A 16,410-nucleotide genomic window follows, 5' to 3' on the forward strand; every position below is an offset into this window, starting at 1 on the left:
TTATGAGTATCGAAATTAATCATGTTGGCAAATTGTTTGGTAAAACGTCAGTGCTGAACAATATCTCATTGGATATCGGCTCAGGGGAAATGGTGGCATTATTGGGGCCATCTGGCTCGGGGAAAACTACCTTGTTGCGTATCATTGCGGGGCTAGAGCAGCAAAGTCACGGTTCGTTACGTTTCCATGGTCAAGATGTGAGCCAAGTCCATGCGAAAGATAGGCATGTCGGTTTCGTGTTCCAGCATTATGCACTGTTTCGCCATATGACGGTATTCGAGAATGTGGCGTTTGGTTTGACCGTCTTACCTCGAAAACAGCGACCCTCAAAAGCGGTGATTAAGCAAAAAGCGATGGAGCTGCTTGAGATGGTGCAATTAGCCCATTTGGCTGAGCGTTTTCCTTCTCAGCTTTCTGGGGGGCAAAAACAGCGGGTAGCATTGGCGAGAGCGTTAGCGGTAGAGCCACAAATTTTGCTGTTAGATGAACCGTTTGGCGCGCTAGATGCACAGGTGCGTATTGAGTTACGTCGTTGGTTGCGTCAACTTCATGAAGAGTTGAAATTTACCAGTGTCTTTGTGACTCACGACCAAGAGGAAGCGATGGAAGTCGCAGATCGCATTGTCGTGATGAGCCAAGGGCATATCGAACAAGTTGGCACCCCTAATGAAATTTGGCAATCACCGGAAACCCGTTTTGTGCTTGAATTCATGGGGGAGGTTAACAAAATTCCTGGACAGATCCGTGGTTCACAGCTGCAGATAGCGAACTTTACCTTCCCACTCGCTCAGGTGAGCGCTCAGCAAGGGGAGGTCGATGTGTTTATTCGTCCTTGGGATATTCGCTTGCAGAAAGAAATGGATGAGAAACACCAATTGCCAGTAAGGATCATTGAATCAGGCCCCCGAGGGCACTTTTGGCAATTAACGGTGCAACCTTTAGGTTGGGGTGAGGAAACCTTGTCCGTGGTATGGCAGGATGCGCGTACTGTTCCTACAAGGGGAGAAAATTACTATCTTGGCAGCCAACAAACACAAATTTATCAGGGTAAAGACCCATTATTTTTCCCCTCTCTCGCTAAAAGCGCGTAGATTAATAAGGGATGATTGATTTTAGAATTAATTGTTAATTATATTATCAATCAATAAAAAATTATTATAAGGAAAAACACAGTGTCAACGTTGGAACAGTTTATTGGTCATACGCCGTTGGTTCGCTTGCAAAGGCTAACGGAAGGTCTAGAGGCGGAAATCTGGGTAAAACTTGAAGGAAATAACCCTGCCGGCTCAGTAAAAGATAGAGCGGCATTTTCGATGATCAACGAAGCGGAAAAACGTGGGGAGATCAAACCGGGAGATACGCTTATTGAAGCAACCAGTGGCAATACAGGGATCGCGTTAGCGATGATTGCTGCGGTGAAAGGCTACAAACTGAAGCTGTTAATGCCGGACAACATGAGCCAAGAGCGTAAAGCATCAATGCAAGCGTATGGTGCCGAACTTATTTTAGTGAGCACGATAGTAGGAATGGAAGGGGCGAGGGACTTAGCTCAAGAGATGGCAAACCGAGGTGAAGGGAAAGTTTTAGACCAATTTAATAACCCTGATAACCCGTTAGCCCATTTTAAAACCACAGGGCCCGAGATCTGGCAACAAACTGCCGAGCGAATTACCCATTTTGTGTCCAGTATGGGGACGACAGGCACCATCACTGGCGTAAGTCGTTACTTAAAGAGCCAATCACAAGATGTGGAAATTGTGGGCTTACAACCCGCTGAAAAGAGCCAAATCCCAGGTATTCGTCGTTGGTCTCCTGAATATTTACCAGGGATTTTTGACAGCAAATTAGTGGATACTGTGCTCGATATTAATCAGCAAGAAGCCGAAGACACGATGCGCGCTTTAGCAAAACGTGAAGGTATTTTTTGTGGTGTGAGTTCAGGCGGTGCAGTTGCAGGTGCGTTGCGAGTGGCAAAAGAGAACCCTCATGCGGTGATTGTGGCGATTATTTGTGATCGTGGTGACCGCTATTTGTCGACAGGCGTTTTTGATAAGTAAACGTTTTTTGATAAATAACCGTTTAGAAAAGATAACCCAACAAAAAACCACCAGGGCAAAAATGTCGCTGGTGGTTTGTTATTAAGCGGTTTTTGAAGGTTTAGCGCAATTATTTCTTAATACGCATAATGACTGTTTCACCGACAGTCACGGTACCGCTTAATTTATTCAGTTCTTTAATTTCATCCATATTGGAAATAACAACCGGTGTTAAGGTTGATTTGGCTTTTTCTTCTAACAGGGCTAAGTCAAACTCAATGACAACGTCGCCTTTTTTCACTGATTGGCCTTCTTCAGCGATACGTTTAAAACCTTCGCCTTTGAGTTCAACAGTATCAATACCGAAGTGAACAAACAGTTCGATACCATCATCAGATTCAATAGAAAATGCATGGTTAGTTTCAAAAATTTTACCGATAGTACCATCAACAGGGGAGACAATTTTGTTTCCGGTAGGTTTGATAGCAATACCATCACCAACAATTTTTTCTGCGAACACAACGTCTGGTACATCTTCAATATTGACTATCTCGCCTGATAATGGCGCGATAATTTCAATATTGCCACTGCTACTCTTGTCTTCCGAAACTAGTGATTTCAGTTTGTCAAACAGACCCATGGACCTTCTCCTAATCGTTTTATATGGGACCGAACTAATGTGCTGCTGTTAGCATAACGTTTTTTCTTGGATAAAGGTATCGACAAGTTTCATCAATTCATCGGCTGTTGGTTGAGCAAGTGCCTGTTCCGCTAGCGCTTGAGTATCCGCAAAATTCGCATTACGAATGAGCTTTTTGATACGAGGAATTGAGATTGCGCTCATACTAAATTCGTCCAGCCCCATGCCTAACAGCAATAAGGTCGCACGTTCATCACCTGCTAATTCACCACACATACCCGTCCATTTACCTTCCGCGTGAGAAGCGTCAATCACTTGTTTAATCAAGTTCAAGACGGCTGGAGACATCGGATTATAAAGGTGTGAAATCAGCTCATTACCACGGTCAACCGCTAAAGTGTATTGAGTGAGATCATTCGTCCCAATACTAAAGAAATCAACTTCCTTCGCCAAATGATGCGCAATGACTGCGGCAGCGGGTGTTTCCACCATAATACCGACTTCAATCGCCTCATCAAAGGCTTTGCCTTCTTCTCGTAGCTGCTCTTTAAGCATCTCAAGTTCTGCTTTCAGTTCTCGAACTTCTTCGACAGAAATAACCATCGGGAACATGATACGCAGTTTACCAAATTTAGACGCCCTTAAAATAGCTCTTAATTGAGAGTGTAGAATTTCTTTGCGGTCAAGACAAATACGAATTGCACGCCAGCCAAGGAATGGGTTCTCTTCCTTAGGTAAGTTCATGTATGGTAAGTCTTTATCGCCACCAATATCCATTGTGCGTACAATCACGGCTTGGCTGCCCATAGCTTCTGCTACAGCTTTGTACGCTTGGAATTGCTCTTCTTCGGTTGGCAGAGCGTCTCTGTCCATGAATAAGAATTCAGTGCGGTATAGACCTACACCTTCTGCGCCATTACGCTCAGCACCCGCGACATCACGCACAGTACCGATGTTTGCACAGACTTCAACTTGATGACCGTCTAAGGTCATTGCCGGTAAATCTTTTAATTTCGCCAGCTCTTCTTTTTCTTGCAGGTATTCATTTCTGAAGGCTTTCAGCTTATCAATTTCGCTTTCAGATGGGTTGAGGTAAATGGTGTTGTTCACGCCATCTAACACAATAAAATCACCGCTTTTCACTTTGCTGGTCGCGTCGGTGGTACCGACAATCGCAGGAATTTCCAGTGAACGAGCCATGATAGAGGTATGGGAAGTACGACCACCGAGGTCAGTGATAAAACCTAATACTTTGTCTAAGTTTAACTGAGCGGTTTCGGATGGGGTCAAATCTGGGGCGACTAGAATAACTTCTTCGGTTATTGCGCTTAAATCCACAATCGGCATATTCAGAATATTTCTGAGTAGGCGTTTACCAATGTCGCGTACGTCAGCGGCACGCTCTTTCAGGTATTCGTCATCTAATGCTTCTAATGCTTGAGCTTGGTCTTCAATGACTGAATAAACCGCCGCATCTGCGGTTTTTTTATCGCCTTTGATGAGAGAGACAATTTCTTGCTCTAATTCTTCATCTTCCAGCAGCATGATATGACCTTCAAAAATCTCAGCTTTTTCCGCACCAAGATTTTTTTCTGCTTTATCTTTGATAAGGCTAAGCTGCTCAGCTGATTTGTTACGTCCATCAATGAAGTTTTGGATCTCTTTATCAACTTGCTCGTCAGTGATTTTACGGGTGCTGACAACAATAGGATCTTCTTTGAGGATGAGAGCCTGACCAAAAGCAAAACCTGGGGATACTAAAATTCCTGAAATCATAATATTACCTTACTACTGATAGGAGATTTGATGTTGCAGAGACAACAGTAGATATAAGTGATTAAGCAGGTGTCCCCGAATAATCTATTCAGGGACAGGGAATTATTACGTTAAAACAAGATGGCAAAGTGAAGATTTATTCTAATTCGCCCATCAGTTTAACTAAAAATTCAACTGCTTGTTGCTCATCTTCACCTTCAGCAGAAATGGTGACTACGGTGCCTTGGGTTAAACCTAATGTTTGTAGTTTGAACAGGCTTTTTGCGCTAGCTGATTTGCCGCCTGAACTCAGAGTAATATCTGAAGTAAATGCTTTTGCTTCTTTAACGAATTGAGCCGCAGGACGAGTATGTAAACCGTTAGGTGCTGTAATAGTAACTTCTTGCTGGAACATAATATTTCCTCAGTGATTTTAAGTTTTTTATGATGACACAGCCTATTGTAGATGAAATATGCTGAGCATGCGTATAATTTAGATTATCAACGATTCATTTGGTTTTCTACTTTGTTTGGTATCAACCAAATTATCATTTATTTAGCTTAAATTTCACACGACGCTTTTAGTGAGTATTTCGCCATTCAATCAGTGAGTGGCTAAAAAATGATTAATTTCGAGGTGTGAAATAATTACTATGTTTAATACTAAATGCCGGATAATAAATCATCCCAATCCGTGCTAATCTATGATCTCACCCACAAAAAAAGCACCTAATTGGTGCTTTTTTAACGTAATGTTAACCTAACTATCATTATTCGGCATTAATATCCGCAAACAGTGCGGTGGATAAGTAACGCTCACCTGAAGACGGTAAAATGACTACAATATTTTTGTCTCTATATTCAGGTAGTGCCGCAAGTTTAGCGGCTGCTGCAATGGCTGCTCCGGATGAAATACCTGCTAAAATACCTTCTTTTTCCATTAGCTCACGAGCGGTTGAAATCGCTTCGTCATCGGTAATTTGCAGGACTTTGTCAATAATAGAAAGGTCTAAGTTGCCAGGGATAAAACCAGCACCGATACCTTGGATTTTATGGGGGCCCGGCTTAATTTCTTCACCTGCAAGGGCTTGAGTGATCACTGGCGAAGTTGCGGGTTCAACGGCAACCATCACCACGTCTTTTTTCCCTTTTGTCTGCTTTAAATAGCGGCCAATACCTGTGATTGTCCCGCCAGTTCCAACGCCAGAAACAACGACATCTATGTTGCCATCGGTATCATTCCAAATCTCAGGCCCAGTCGTTTTCTCGTGAATAGCTGGGTTGGCTGGGTTACTAAATTGCTGTAATAGCAGATATTTACTTGGGTTGCTGTTGACGATTTCTTCCGCTTTAGCAATGGCGCCTTTCATACCTTTGGCGCCTTCAGTCAGGATTAAATTAGCACCAAGGGCTTTTAGAAGTTTACGGCGTTCTACGCTCATGGTTTCTGGCATGGTTAGCGTTAGTTTATAACCGCGAGCCGCAGCCACGTAGGCGAGGGCAATACCTGTATTTCCGCTTGTTGGTTCAACCAGTTCTTTATCTTTTGTCAGGATGCCTTTTTTCTCAGCATCCCAAATCATGTTCGCGCCCACACGGCATTTCACACTGAAGCTTGGGTTACGAGATTCCACTTTTGCCAAAATATTACCGTTGCCAAAATGCTGTAAACGCACTAATGGGGTATTTCCAATGGTCAACGAATTATCTTCATAAATTTTGCTCATGGGACATCCTTAAAATTAACGGTTAGCCAAGAATTAGGTGTGTTTTCAAAATTGAATATGAATTCAACATACTCGAACATCTGATTATTGCAAATATGATTTAACGCTAGAATATAACCGTGGGTTATTTAAAGTCACGTTATTATAACTAAGAAGAAAAGTCTGGTATTGGGCTGGATTGAGAGCAGAAGCCGTAGAGAAGGATATGCAGATAGGTACCTGCATATCCCTAGAAAGTGTTAATTTCAAGAAGGACTAATAGCGCGCGTAACGAGCGCGATAACGATCAACCCACATTAAGGTTGCGCCACAAACCGCAACGGGCATGATGACTAAGTTTAAAATTGGGATCATCATTAATAAGCTGACTGCACCACCAAATTGAATATTATTCACTCGATCTTTTGAGAGTGCTTGTTTCATGTCGTTGAACCCAACGCGATGGTTATCAAATGGGTAATCGCAATATTGAATAGACATCATCCAAGCGCCGAATAGGAACCATAAAACGGGCGCAACAGTTTGCCCAATACCTGGAATGAAGAACAGCACCAATAACACGATGGCTCGCGGCAAATAGTAAGCAATTCGCACAAATTCCCGTTTAATCATGCGTGGTACATCTTTTAGTAATTCTGCCATACCCGTATCTGGAGCGGGCTTACCGGTTAGTTCTGCTTCTAAATGCTCTGATAGCCAGCCGTTAAACGGTGCAGCGATGATATTGGCAACCGTGCTAAAAAAATAGCTAAAAACCAGTAAGATAGAAATGACGGCGACAGGCCAAATCAGATAGTCAAGCCATTGTAGCCAGCTAGGAATGTAGCTCATAACCTGATCAATCCATCCACCAAGCTTACTGTATAACCACCAAAAAGCGCCCCCAAGAAGCAGAATGTTTGCTAATAGGGGTAAAAGAACAAAGCGCTTAATGCCAGGACGAGTGATTAGTCGCCACCCTTGTGAAAAGTAATAAAAACCAGAGTGATTTTTTTGTGGCGAAAATGTCGATTGGGTCATACTTCTTATTATCTCCTTTGCGGGTGAGCATGTATCATATAGGTATGAAATTACACTGACTAGTGATAATTTTGTATAAAAAAGCAGCAAACGAAGGCGGAATATTCTCTTTCTTGTAAGAAAATCGTTCTGAGGGTTGCACTTAGAGCAATTGAGAAATAATCTTAAGGTAGTTTCCGCCGTGATGGCATCATTATTCATCAACTAGAGATAGCAGCGATGCAGGATTTGCGTCTAATATTAGTGGTCGTAGGTGCGATAGCCATTGTCGCTTTATTACTGCATGGTTTATGGACCAGCCGTAAAGAGCGCTCTAAGTTATTTCGCGACAGACCTGTAAAACGTAGAAAGAATGACACGCAGGAAAATTCATCAGAATATGATGATTCTGCTCTGTTTACTGAAAATCAACCGGTACAAAAAGCCGCTGTTGAAGATCAGCCTATCTATATGGTGAAAGAGGAGCCGCGCGCTGAGCCTGTCTCTCAACCCCATACAATTCAACGTGACGCTGAGCCTGAGTTTAATTTAACTGCGGAGCACTCACCACAACCTGCTTCAAAGCCAGTTAAACCAACAGCTTCTGAGCCTGTGTTTGCTCCACATGTTGATAATCGCCATGCCCCTGAGCAATTGACGATTAATATGGTGGATGAAGCTGATTTACAAGAACATGTTTCAGAACCTGTACGCATTCATACAGAGCCAAAGATTCATGTTTCTGCACAGCCAGAGTCTGTACCACAAGTCTCTGCTCATCAAGAAGCAGTACAACCTGTGGCTCAGCCTCATACCGAAGTAGAGCACGAAGCACCAAGTGCACCAGCAGAAAAATCGGCAGTTGCAAGCGAAAAAGAAATTGTTCTGGTACTGCATGTTGCAGCACACCACGGACAGGTTCTTGATGGTGAAGCATTACTGCAAAGCATTCTTCAAGCTGGCTTCCAGTTCGGTGCCATGAATATCTTCCACCGTCACGTTCATCCAGCGGGATCGGGCCCAGTATTATTTAGTCTGGCAAACATGGTGAAACCAGGGTCATTTGATCCAGAAGCCATGTCTGATTTCACCACGCCGGGTGTCTCTATCTTTATGATGGTGCCGTCTTATGGTGAAGCTAGCCAGAACTTTAAATTAATGCTCCAAGCGGCACAACGTATTGCATCAGATGCAGGTGGTGTTGTGTTGGATGATGAACGAAAAATACTGACACCTCAAAAAATAGAGGTGTATCATGCTAGAATTCGAAATACATTAAGTTAATTAAAACCCCCGATTCAGGGGGTTTTTTATATCTATTGGTGAAACATGACGACGAAACAAACCCCAGACGCACTCACGCAAAAAATAGACGCGTTAAAACAACAATTGCGCCATCACGAATACCTCTATCATGTTATGGATGCACCAGAAATTCCCGATGTGGAATATGACAAGCTGATGCAGGAACTTAAAAGCCTCGAAGCGCAGCATCCAGAACTGATCACCACAGACTCCCCAACTCAGCGCGTGGGTGCAGCACCATTAGCTGCATTCGATACGGTTCGCCATGAAATTCCCATGCTCTCTTTAGATAATGTATTTGATGAAGAAAGCTATCTCGCATTTGATAAACGCGTGAAAGACCGACTGCATAACCACACTGAATTAACATTTTGCTGCGAACTCAAATTAGATGGTCTAGCCGTCAGTTTGCTGTATGAAAATGGCGAGCTAGTTCAAGCGGCAACCCGTGGTGATGGAACTGTTGGCGAAAATATCACGGCCAACGTACGCACGATCAAAGCAATTCCGCTACGTTTACGCGGGGATAATATTCCTGCCCGTGTTGAAATTCGTGGTGAAGTTTTTATGCCTCAAAAAGGCTTTGAGGCGATGAACGAAGAAGCACGTAAAACGGATGGTAAGATTTTCGCTAACCCACGTAATGCGGCAGCGGGTTCCCTTCGCCAGTTAGATCCACGTATTACGGCTAAACGTCCATTAACCTTCTATTGCTATGGTGTAGGGCTAGTGGAAGGTAAAACATTGCCAGATACCCATTATGAGCGCTTGATGCAATTCAAAGCGTGGGGGCTGCCAGTGAGTGAGCATGTGCAATTACGTGTTGGTTGCCAACAAGTCCTCGATTTCTATCACCATGTTGAAAAAATTCGCCCGACACTCGGTTTTGATATCGATGGTGTCGTGATTAAAGTGAATGATATTGCCACTCAAGAAGAATTAGGTTTTGTTTCCCGGGCACCACGCTGGGCAACCGCGTTTAAATTTCCTGCTCAAGAGCAAATCACGTTACTGAAAGATGTTGAATTCCAAGTGGGGCGTACTGGGGCGATTACACCAGTGGCTCGCTTAGAGCCAGTGCAAGTTGCGGGAGTTGTGGTGAGTAATGCCACGCTCCATAACGCGGATGAAATCGACCGTTTGGGCGTTCGCATTGGGGATACCGTCGTGATCCGCCGTGCAGGGGATGTTATTCCTCAAATCGTGAGTGTCGTGCTGGACAAACGCCCTGCAGATAGTCGTGAAATTCTATTCCCGACCCATTGCCCTGTATGTAATTCAGATATTGAACGTATCGAAGGGGAAGCGGTGGCTCGCTGCACTGGTGGATTAACTTGTGGTGCCCAATTAAAAGAGTCACTGAAACACTTTGTTTCTCGCCGTGCGATGGATGTCGACGGGATGGGCGATAAAATTATTGAGCAGTTGGTCGATGCGGAATATGTGAAAAACGCGGCGCAGCTCTACCAATTATCAGCGGGTAAATTAACTGGCCTAGAAAGAATGGGACCAAAATCCGCGCAAAAACTCATTGATGCGCTCGAAAAATCCAAACAAACGACACTGGCTCGCTTTATCTATGCATTAGGGATCCGTGAAGTGGGTGAGGCGACAGCGGCAAACCTTGCGGCACATTATGCATCATTAGACGCGGTGATGGCAGCGGATGAAGAATCACTGAAAACCGTTCAAGATATTGGTGAAGTGGTGGCGAAGCATGTGGTGCATTTCTTCCGTGAAGAGCACAACCGCCAAGTTATTCATGATTTATTGACCATTGCGAACATCCATTGGCCTGAAGTGAAAGTGATTAACAGTGCTGACATTGATAGTCCATTCGCTGGAAAAACGGTCGTACTGACTGGGTCGATGTCAACGCTTTCCCGCGATGAAGCTAAAGATAGACTGGTCGCCTTAGGCGCAAAAGTCGCAGGCAGTGTATCGAAGAAAACTGACCTGGTGATTGCCGGTGAAGCGGCGGGTTCAAAGTTAGCGAAAGCGACAGAATTGGGTATAAAAGTCATTGATGAAGAAGAGTTAATTCGTTTGCTGAATATCTAATCGTGACCTATATTTAATGCGCAATGCCATTATCGACCACTGTGATAATGGCATTTCTTATTTTCTGGCTAACATTTTTACAGTTGTTATTAATGTGTTACTCGTGAAACGTGATCTGGTCGTGACTTTTGAAAGATAGGCTGAGTCAGTTTTCATATTAATGTGACGTTAATCTCATTTAAATGTTGTCTATTACATAGAATATGCGCATAGACTGATTCGTAACTTTGTTGGAGTCAAATATGACCTCGATCCTGCACTTTATTTTATCCATCGTCATCATCGGCGCTCTCGCGATTCTAGCGAGTAGTAACCGTAGAGGGATCCGCCCTCGCTATGTTATTCAATTACTTGTGATCCAAATTGCACTCGCTTACCTGTTCTTAAAATCAGGTATCGGTGAGTCTTTCGTTCTTGGTGTTGCTGGCGTATTTACCCATTTATTGGGTTATGCGGCAGAAGGGACCAAATTTATTTTTGGCGGAATGATTGAAGGCAACTTAGCATTCTTCTTCCTGCAAGTGTTATGTCCAATTATCTTTATCTCTGCACTGATTGGTATTTTACAACATATTAAAGTTCTGCCTTTTGTTATCCGCATCATCGGTACGGTGCTGTCGAAAGTAAACGGTATGGGTAAACTTGAGTCATTCAACGCAGTAAGTTCATTACTGTTGGGTCAGTCCGAAAACTTTATTGCCTATAAAGACCAATTAGGCAGCATGTCAGAAAGAAGAATGTACACCATGGCGGCAACGGCGATGTCTACCGTTTCAATGTCCATCGTGGGTGCATACATGACCATGTTAGATCCAAAATATGTGGTTGCCGCTTTGGTCTTAAACATGTTTGGTACATTCGTGGTGTTATCGCTGATCAACCCGTACCCACCAGAAGGGGAAAAAGAGATCCAAATGCGCAGCCTGCATGAAGGTCAAAGCTTCTTCGAAATGCTGGGTGAATATATTCTTGCTGGGTTTAAAGTTGCGATTATCGTTTCTGCGATGCTGATTGGTTTTATCGCCCTGATTGCGATGGTTAACGGAATCTGCTCTGCTATTTTCAATGTTAGCTTCCAAACTATGCTGGGCTATGTGTTCTATCCATTTGCTTGGATGTTAGGTATCCCTGCGAATGAAGCGTTACAAGTTGGCGGTATCATGGCAGTGAAAATGGTGACCAACGAATTCGTGGCAATGGATGGCTTAAAAGCCGTAGCATCGGGTTTATCTGACCGCTCTGTGGGTATCTTATCTGTATTCTTAGTGTCATTCGCTAACTTCTCTTCCATCGGTATTATTGCTGGTGCAATTAAAGGGTTAGATGAAAAACAAGGTAATACCGTTGCACGTTTTGGTCTGAAATTACTGTACGGTTCAACGCTGGTAAGCTTCTTATCTGCTGCGGTGGTTGGATTAATCCTGTAGTCATCACGATAAAAAGTGTTACAGTGAGAAACGGCATTCAATGAATGCCGTTTTTTTATATCTAAAATAAGAGCGGATAAATGGAAAAACAAGACTTACTCGATATCGCGAATACATCCATGCCATTTGGTAAATATAAAGGTTGTGTCCTGATTGATCTTCCTGAGGAATACCTACTGTGGTTTTATAAAAAAGGGGAGTTTCCAGCAGGGCGATTAGGGGAATTGATGGAGATGACTCTCGGACTGAAGATAGAAGGGCTAGATAGCATTGTTAAGCCTCTAAAACGAAAATAAGGGTTAGAGGCTTAATCGATAATTATTGCGCGTTAAGCAGGCTGTTGGCCGCCTCTATACCCGATAGGTAAGCACCATGTACGGTACCGGCTCCTAATAGCGCCAAATGTTCCCCAGCAAAGAAAATTTTGTTATTAATAGGCTGTTTTAATTGGGCTATTTGATCAGCCGAATAGTTAGGGGCGGGGTAGCTAAACGAACCATAAGCGTAAATATCTTTCTCCCACTCGGTTTTTATCAGCTGTATAGGTGCGGGTACATTATCAAATACCTTACTGAGCGATTCTTGCAGTTCATGCCATGCGGTGTGTTCATCACACTCTTCAAGCCATTTAGCGGACAACCCACCAAATAAAAACAGCAATGTTGGTTTTTGATAAATCGCGCTCACATCCATAAAATTCAACCAATAATCAGACTCATGAATGTACATACTATTGACGTTATTGAGTGAATTTTTGCGCCAGAAAGCTTGTTCAAAGGTGACAAATAATTTGTTGAATACACCGAAACCTAACTGATTAATAGCTTCCTGCGTTTTTTCAGGCAAGGCAGGCGTGAAATGAATTTTATCTTTCTTCAACACCCCAAGTGGTACAGTCACAACGACCTTATGGGCATTGAACTGTTGTCCATCAAGCGTGGTGACAGTGACATAATTATCTAAGTAATGAACATGTTCAACAGGGTGGTTAAGGCGAATATCCAGCCCTTTCGATAGCGTTTCGATAATTTGGGAATATCCACGTGGGAAGATCACTTCATCGCCTTCACAAAAACCTTCGAGTTGTAAAAAATAGGGGGATAATGTCTCTAATGTGCAAGCACAGGGATCTTCAGCGATAGCTTCAAAAAATTCATGTAACCCTGTTTGTAGCTGTTCAAACAACGACTGACTTGCATGGTGATCGACAGTCAATAAATGGTGGAATTCAGGGCTTTGCAACCAGCTATTTAATGCTTCAGCTGCATTGTTAAATTGGCAAGGTGATGAAATGTTCTCAAACTGTTCCATTAAATAATCAAGGCCTGCTTCAAAAGCCTCTTTTTCGTTCTCACATAAAACCAAGCCATTTTTTTTATAGAAAATAGCATCTTGGTAATTGAAAACAACAGTTTGAATATGGTGCTGTTGTGCGATTGCACTGATTGGATTGTCGGTAATACCGTGGATCCAAGAAGCGCCTAAATCATAAAATTGGTTATCAATTTCCTGCGTATAAATGCGCCCGCCAAGCCTGTCGCGTGCTTCTAAGATAAGGACTGTTTTATGTTGGGGGTTTTGGGGTTGCGACTGTAATTGATTTGCGACTGATAAACCTGAAACGCCTGCTCCTATCACAATGATATCGGCATCTATGTGTGGCATAACTCACCTAGTTGAAATGGAATACGGACGATGTGCGATGACACATCTGAATAATTCTATTTAAATAAAATTATAAGCTAATTATATATGAGTAAATCAAATGTGAATAGACGGTACAGTAGGGGAAAGTGAGTTAGGTTAAATTATTAAGATAAACTGCAAATAGGATTTGGAAAAGGAGAGAGTGAATTAAAAGGAGATAAGAAAGAGTTTGGTGGAGCTAAGCGGGATCGAACCGCTGACCTCTTGCATGCCATGCAAGCGCTCTCCCAGCTGAGCTATAGCCCCAAACGAATATTTTGTATTGAAATTCAGGCATCTAAACTGGTTTTTAGATGGTGGAGCTAAGCGGGATCGAACCGCTGACCTCTTGCATGCCATGCAAGCGCTCTCCCAGCTGAGCTATAGCCCCAAACAAAATCTTTTGGACGGGAGGCATCATATTCAAGCTCGGTTGGAGTGTCAATATATTAATATGTTTTTCGGGTTTAATTGCTGAAATATAGAACATTTTGCAATCAATTCCCATTTGATATGGGAGCTGAAAAAAACTGCCCCTTAAGTTAAGAGGCAGTATATAGAGAGGCATCTTGTTTAGAAACTTCTTGTGTAGAGGCTTCTTATTTAGAAAATTATTGTGCGGATGCTTCGCGTTCTGCGATAAACGCCAATGCTTTTTCGATACGAGCGACAGAGCGAGCCTGACCGATAGCATGAACGGTAACATCTAACCCAGGAGATTGACCTGCACCAGTTACGGCTACACGCAGAGGCATACCCACTTTACCCATACCCACTTCTAACTCAGACGCAGTCGCTTCAATGGCTTGATGAACATTTTCAGCCGTCCAATCTGAAATAGCGATTAATTTGTCTTTCACGACTTCTAATGGCTGGCGAGCAACTGGACGTAAGTGTTTTTTCGCTGCATCAGCATCAAATTCTTCAAAGTCCTGATAGAAGTAGTGGCAAGATTCCGCCATTTCTTTCAGTGTCTTACAGCGCTCACCCAGTAATTTGATTAACTCAACTAACTGTGGGCCAGTGCTGGTATCGATATTTTGCTGTTCGATATGCCATGCAAGGTAGGTAGCCACTTCTTCAGCTGGCAGGGTATTGATGTAGTGATGGTTCAGCCACTGTAATTTTTCAGTGTTGAATGCACTCGCTGATTTGCTGATAGCATCAAGAGAAAAATATTCTTTCATTTCTTCAATTGAGAAAATCTCTTGGTCGCCGTGTGACCAGCCTAAGCGCACTAAATAGTTTAATAGCGCTTGTGGCAGGTAGCCGTCATCGCGGTATTGCATAACGCTAACAGCACCATGGCGTTTAGACAGTTTTTTACCATCATCACCTAAAATCATAGAAACGTGAGCATATTCAGGAACTGGCGCGCCTAATGCTTTGAGAATGTTGATTTGGCGAGGGGTGTTATTGATATGGTCTTCACCACGAATGACGTGGGTAATTTCCATATCCCAGTCATCAATCACCACACAGAAGTTATACGTTGGAGAACCATCGGTACGACGAATGATTAAGTCATCTAGCTCTTGGTTGCTAAATTCAATTGGACCACGGATGGTGTCATTGAAAATAACGGAACCTTCTTGCGGGTTACGGAAGCGAACAACATGCGGTTCTGCCGCAGTGTGGTTATGTTCATGGTCACGGCAACAACCGTCATAGCGAGGTTTTTCGCCTTTTGCCATTTGTTCTTCGCGTAAAGCTTCTAAACGCTCTTTAGAGCAGTAGCAGCGGTAAGCGGTACCTGCTTCTAACATGGTATCGATTACGGCATTGTAGCGATCGAAACGCTTAGTTTGATAGTAAGGACCTTCATCCCAATTTAAATTCAACCAGTTCATACCGTCCATAATGGCATCGATAGCTTCCTGAGTTGAACGTTCTAAGTCGGTGTCTTCAATACGCAGGACAAATTCGCCCTGATTGTGGCGACTATATAACCAGGAATACAGGGCGGTACGAGCACCACCAACGTGCAAGTAGCCAGTTGGGCTTGGTGCAAAACGGGTTTTGATTTTACTCATCGAGATTGCCTTAATTGCGAAACGTTGTTTCTTAATGCGCTTATGATCATCGTAAGCATTGCTAAAAGTTCCTCTATTCTATCACCCTGTAGTGAATCCTCAATCTGCTTATCTCTATACAGATAAAGAAAATCATCAAATTGGGAAAATAACCGCTAAAATTTTTAGTCTGGTGAGCTTTGAGTGATTTTTTTCTAATAAAATTTAGTAGGATAATGTAGTTAATTGATTAAAAAGGGTACTTCTTAGGTGATAATTAAAACATCTTGATTATTTTTGCAACGAACAGAAAAAATCTATTCAAAAACCGTTGACTCAGAACGCAGTATCCCTATAATGCACCTCCATCGACGACGGGGCGATTAGCTCAGTTGGTAGAGCACCTCCCTTACAAGGAGGGGGTCAGTGGTTCGAGCCCGCTATCGCCCACCACCGTTGACGATGAAAACATAAATGATTGGGCGATTAGCTCAGTTGGTAGAGCACCTCCCTTACAAGGAGGGGGTCAGTGGTTCGAGCCCGCTATCGCCCACCAATTATTTATGACAATGTGATTATTATGAAGTGGGCGATTAGCTCAGTTGGTAGAGCACCTCCCTTACAAGGAGGGGGTCAGTGGTTCGAGCCCGCTATCGCCCACCACTTCATCTTTTCTTGCATTAAAACAATTCAGAAATATAGATGGGTCGTTAGCTCAGTTGGTAGAGCAGTTGACTTTTAATCAATTGGTCGCAGGTTCGA

General features: G+C 43.1%; 13 protein-coding genes and 5 tRNA genes. 9 read left to right on the top strand and 9 right to left on the bottom strand.

What is annotated here, in order from left to right:
• Positions 1–2: 2 nt before the first annotated feature.
• A complete protein-coding gene (cysA, locus tag GKR74_RS04460) occupies positions 3–1,091 on the top strand; it encodes a sulfate/thiosulfate ABC transporter ATP-binding protein CysA (RefSeq protein ID WP_154602687.1) in 1,089 nt (362 codons plus the stop codon).
• Positions 1,092–1,172: 81 nt separating this feature from the next.
• Complete coding sequence (gene cysM, locus GKR74_RS04465) at positions 1,173–2,057, top strand: cysteine synthase CysM (protein ID WP_336431292.1); 885 nt, start codon at positions 1,173–1,175, stop codon at positions 2,055–2,057.
• Positions 2,058–2,166: 109 nt separating this feature from the next.
• Here cysM and crr read toward each other — a convergent pair whose 3' ends face one another.
• The 5 genes from crr to cysZ all read right to left on the bottom strand — a co-directional run bounded on the left by crr (position 2,167) and on the right by cysZ (position 7,178).
• Positions 2,167–2,676 (bottom strand): PTS glucose transporter subunit IIA, encoded by a 510-nt coding sequence (crr, locus tag GKR74_RS04470; protein WP_154602688.1) that lies wholly within the window; start codon positions 2,674–2,676, stop codon positions 2,167–2,169.
• Between the two features lie 48 nt (positions 2,677–2,724).
• A complete protein-coding gene (gene ptsI, locus GKR74_RS04475; protein WP_154602689.1) occupies positions 2,725–4,452 on the bottom strand; it encodes a phosphoenolpyruvate-protein phosphotransferase PtsI in 1,728 nt (575 codons plus the stop codon).
• A gap of 136 nt (positions 4,453–4,588) precedes the next feature.
• Positions 4,589–4,846, bottom strand: coding sequence for a phosphocarrier protein Hpr (gene ptsH / locus GKR74_RS04480; RefSeq protein WP_006658608.1), 258 nt, complete (start codon positions 4,844–4,846; stop codon positions 4,589–4,591).
• 355 nt (positions 4,847–5,201) lie between these two features.
• On the bottom strand, positions 5,202–6,158 hold the full coding sequence (cysK, locus tag GKR74_RS04485; RefSeq protein WP_154602690.1) for a cysteine synthase A: 957 nt from the start codon (positions 6,156–6,158) through the stop codon (positions 5,202–5,204).
• A 255-nt stretch (positions 6,159–6,413) separates the two neighbouring features.
• Positions 6,414–7,178, bottom strand: coding sequence for a sulfate transporter CysZ (cysZ, locus tag GKR74_RS04490; RefSeq protein ID WP_154602691.1), 765 nt, complete (start codon positions 7,176–7,178; stop codon positions 6,414–6,416).
• A gap of 219 nt (positions 7,179–7,397) precedes the next feature.
• Between cysZ and zipA the strand changes: the two genes are divergently transcribed.
• From zipA to GKR74_RS04510, 4 genes are all read left to right on the top strand, one after another.
• A complete protein-coding gene (zipA, locus tag GKR74_RS04495) occupies positions 7,398–8,441 on the top strand; it encodes a cell division protein ZipA (RefSeq protein ID WP_154602692.1) in 1,044 nt (347 codons plus the stop codon).
• 45 nt (positions 8,442–8,486) lie between these two features.
• Positions 8,487–10,523, top strand: coding sequence for an NAD-dependent DNA ligase LigA (gene ligA, locus GKR74_RS04500; RefSeq protein WP_154602693.1), 2,037 nt, complete (start codon positions 8,487–8,489; stop codon positions 10,521–10,523).
• Between the two features lie 242 nt (positions 10,524–10,765).
• Complete coding sequence (locus GKR74_RS04505; RefSeq protein ID WP_036949543.1) at positions 10,766–11,950, top strand: NupC/NupG family nucleoside CNT transporter; 1,185 nt, start codon at positions 10,766–10,768, stop codon at positions 11,948–11,950.
• 80 nt (positions 11,951–12,030) lie between these two features.
• Positions 12,031–12,246: a DUF3820 family protein gene (locus GKR74_RS04510; RefSeq protein ID WP_132495526.1), complete on the top strand. Its 216-nt coding sequence runs from the start codon at positions 12,031–12,033 to the stop codon at positions 12,244–12,246.
• 22 nt (positions 12,247–12,268) lie between these two features.
• Here GKR74_RS04510 and GKR74_RS04515 read toward each other — a convergent pair whose 3' ends face one another.
• The 4 genes from GKR74_RS04515 to gltX all read right to left on the bottom strand — a co-directional run bounded on the left by GKR74_RS04515 (position 12,269) and on the right by gltX (position 15,669).
• Positions 12,269–13,615, bottom strand: coding sequence for a flavin monoamine oxidase family protein (locus GKR74_RS04515; protein ID WP_154602694.1), 1,347 nt, complete (start codon positions 13,613–13,615; stop codon positions 12,269–12,271).
• 212 nt (positions 13,616–13,827) lie between these two features.
• Positions 13,828–13,903: transfer RNA gene (locus GKR74_RS04520), tRNA-Ala, on the bottom strand.
• A gap of 48 nt (positions 13,904–13,951) precedes the next feature.
• Positions 13,952–14,027 (bottom strand) — tRNA-Ala (locus GKR74_RS04525).
• 220 nt (positions 14,028–14,247) lie between these two features.
• On the bottom strand, positions 14,248–15,669 hold the full coding sequence (gltX, locus tag GKR74_RS04530; RefSeq protein WP_154602695.1) for a glutamate--tRNA ligase: 1,422 nt from the start codon (positions 15,667–15,669) through the stop codon (positions 14,248–14,250).
• 356 nt (positions 15,670–16,025) lie between these two features.
• Here gltX and GKR74_RS04535 point away from each other — a divergent pair.
• The 3 genes from GKR74_RS04535 (at position 16,026) to GKR74_RS04545 (ending at position 16,311) form a co-directional block, all read left to right on the top strand.
• Positions 16,026–16,101 (top strand) — tRNA-Val (locus GKR74_RS04535).
• 27 nt (positions 16,102–16,128) lie between these two features.
• Positions 16,129–16,204: transfer RNA gene (locus GKR74_RS04540), tRNA-Val, on the top strand.
• Between the two features lie 31 nt (positions 16,205–16,235).
• Positions 16,236–16,311: transfer RNA gene (locus GKR74_RS04545), tRNA-Val, on the top strand.
• Positions 16,312–16,410: the final 99 nt, after the last annotated feature.

Origin of the sequence: Providencia sp. wls1914 (assembly GCF_009706645.1) — a bacterium.
GTDB classification, from domain to species: Bacteria; Pseudomonadota; Gammaproteobacteria; order Enterobacterales; family Enterobacteriaceae; genus Providencia; species Providencia zhijiangensis.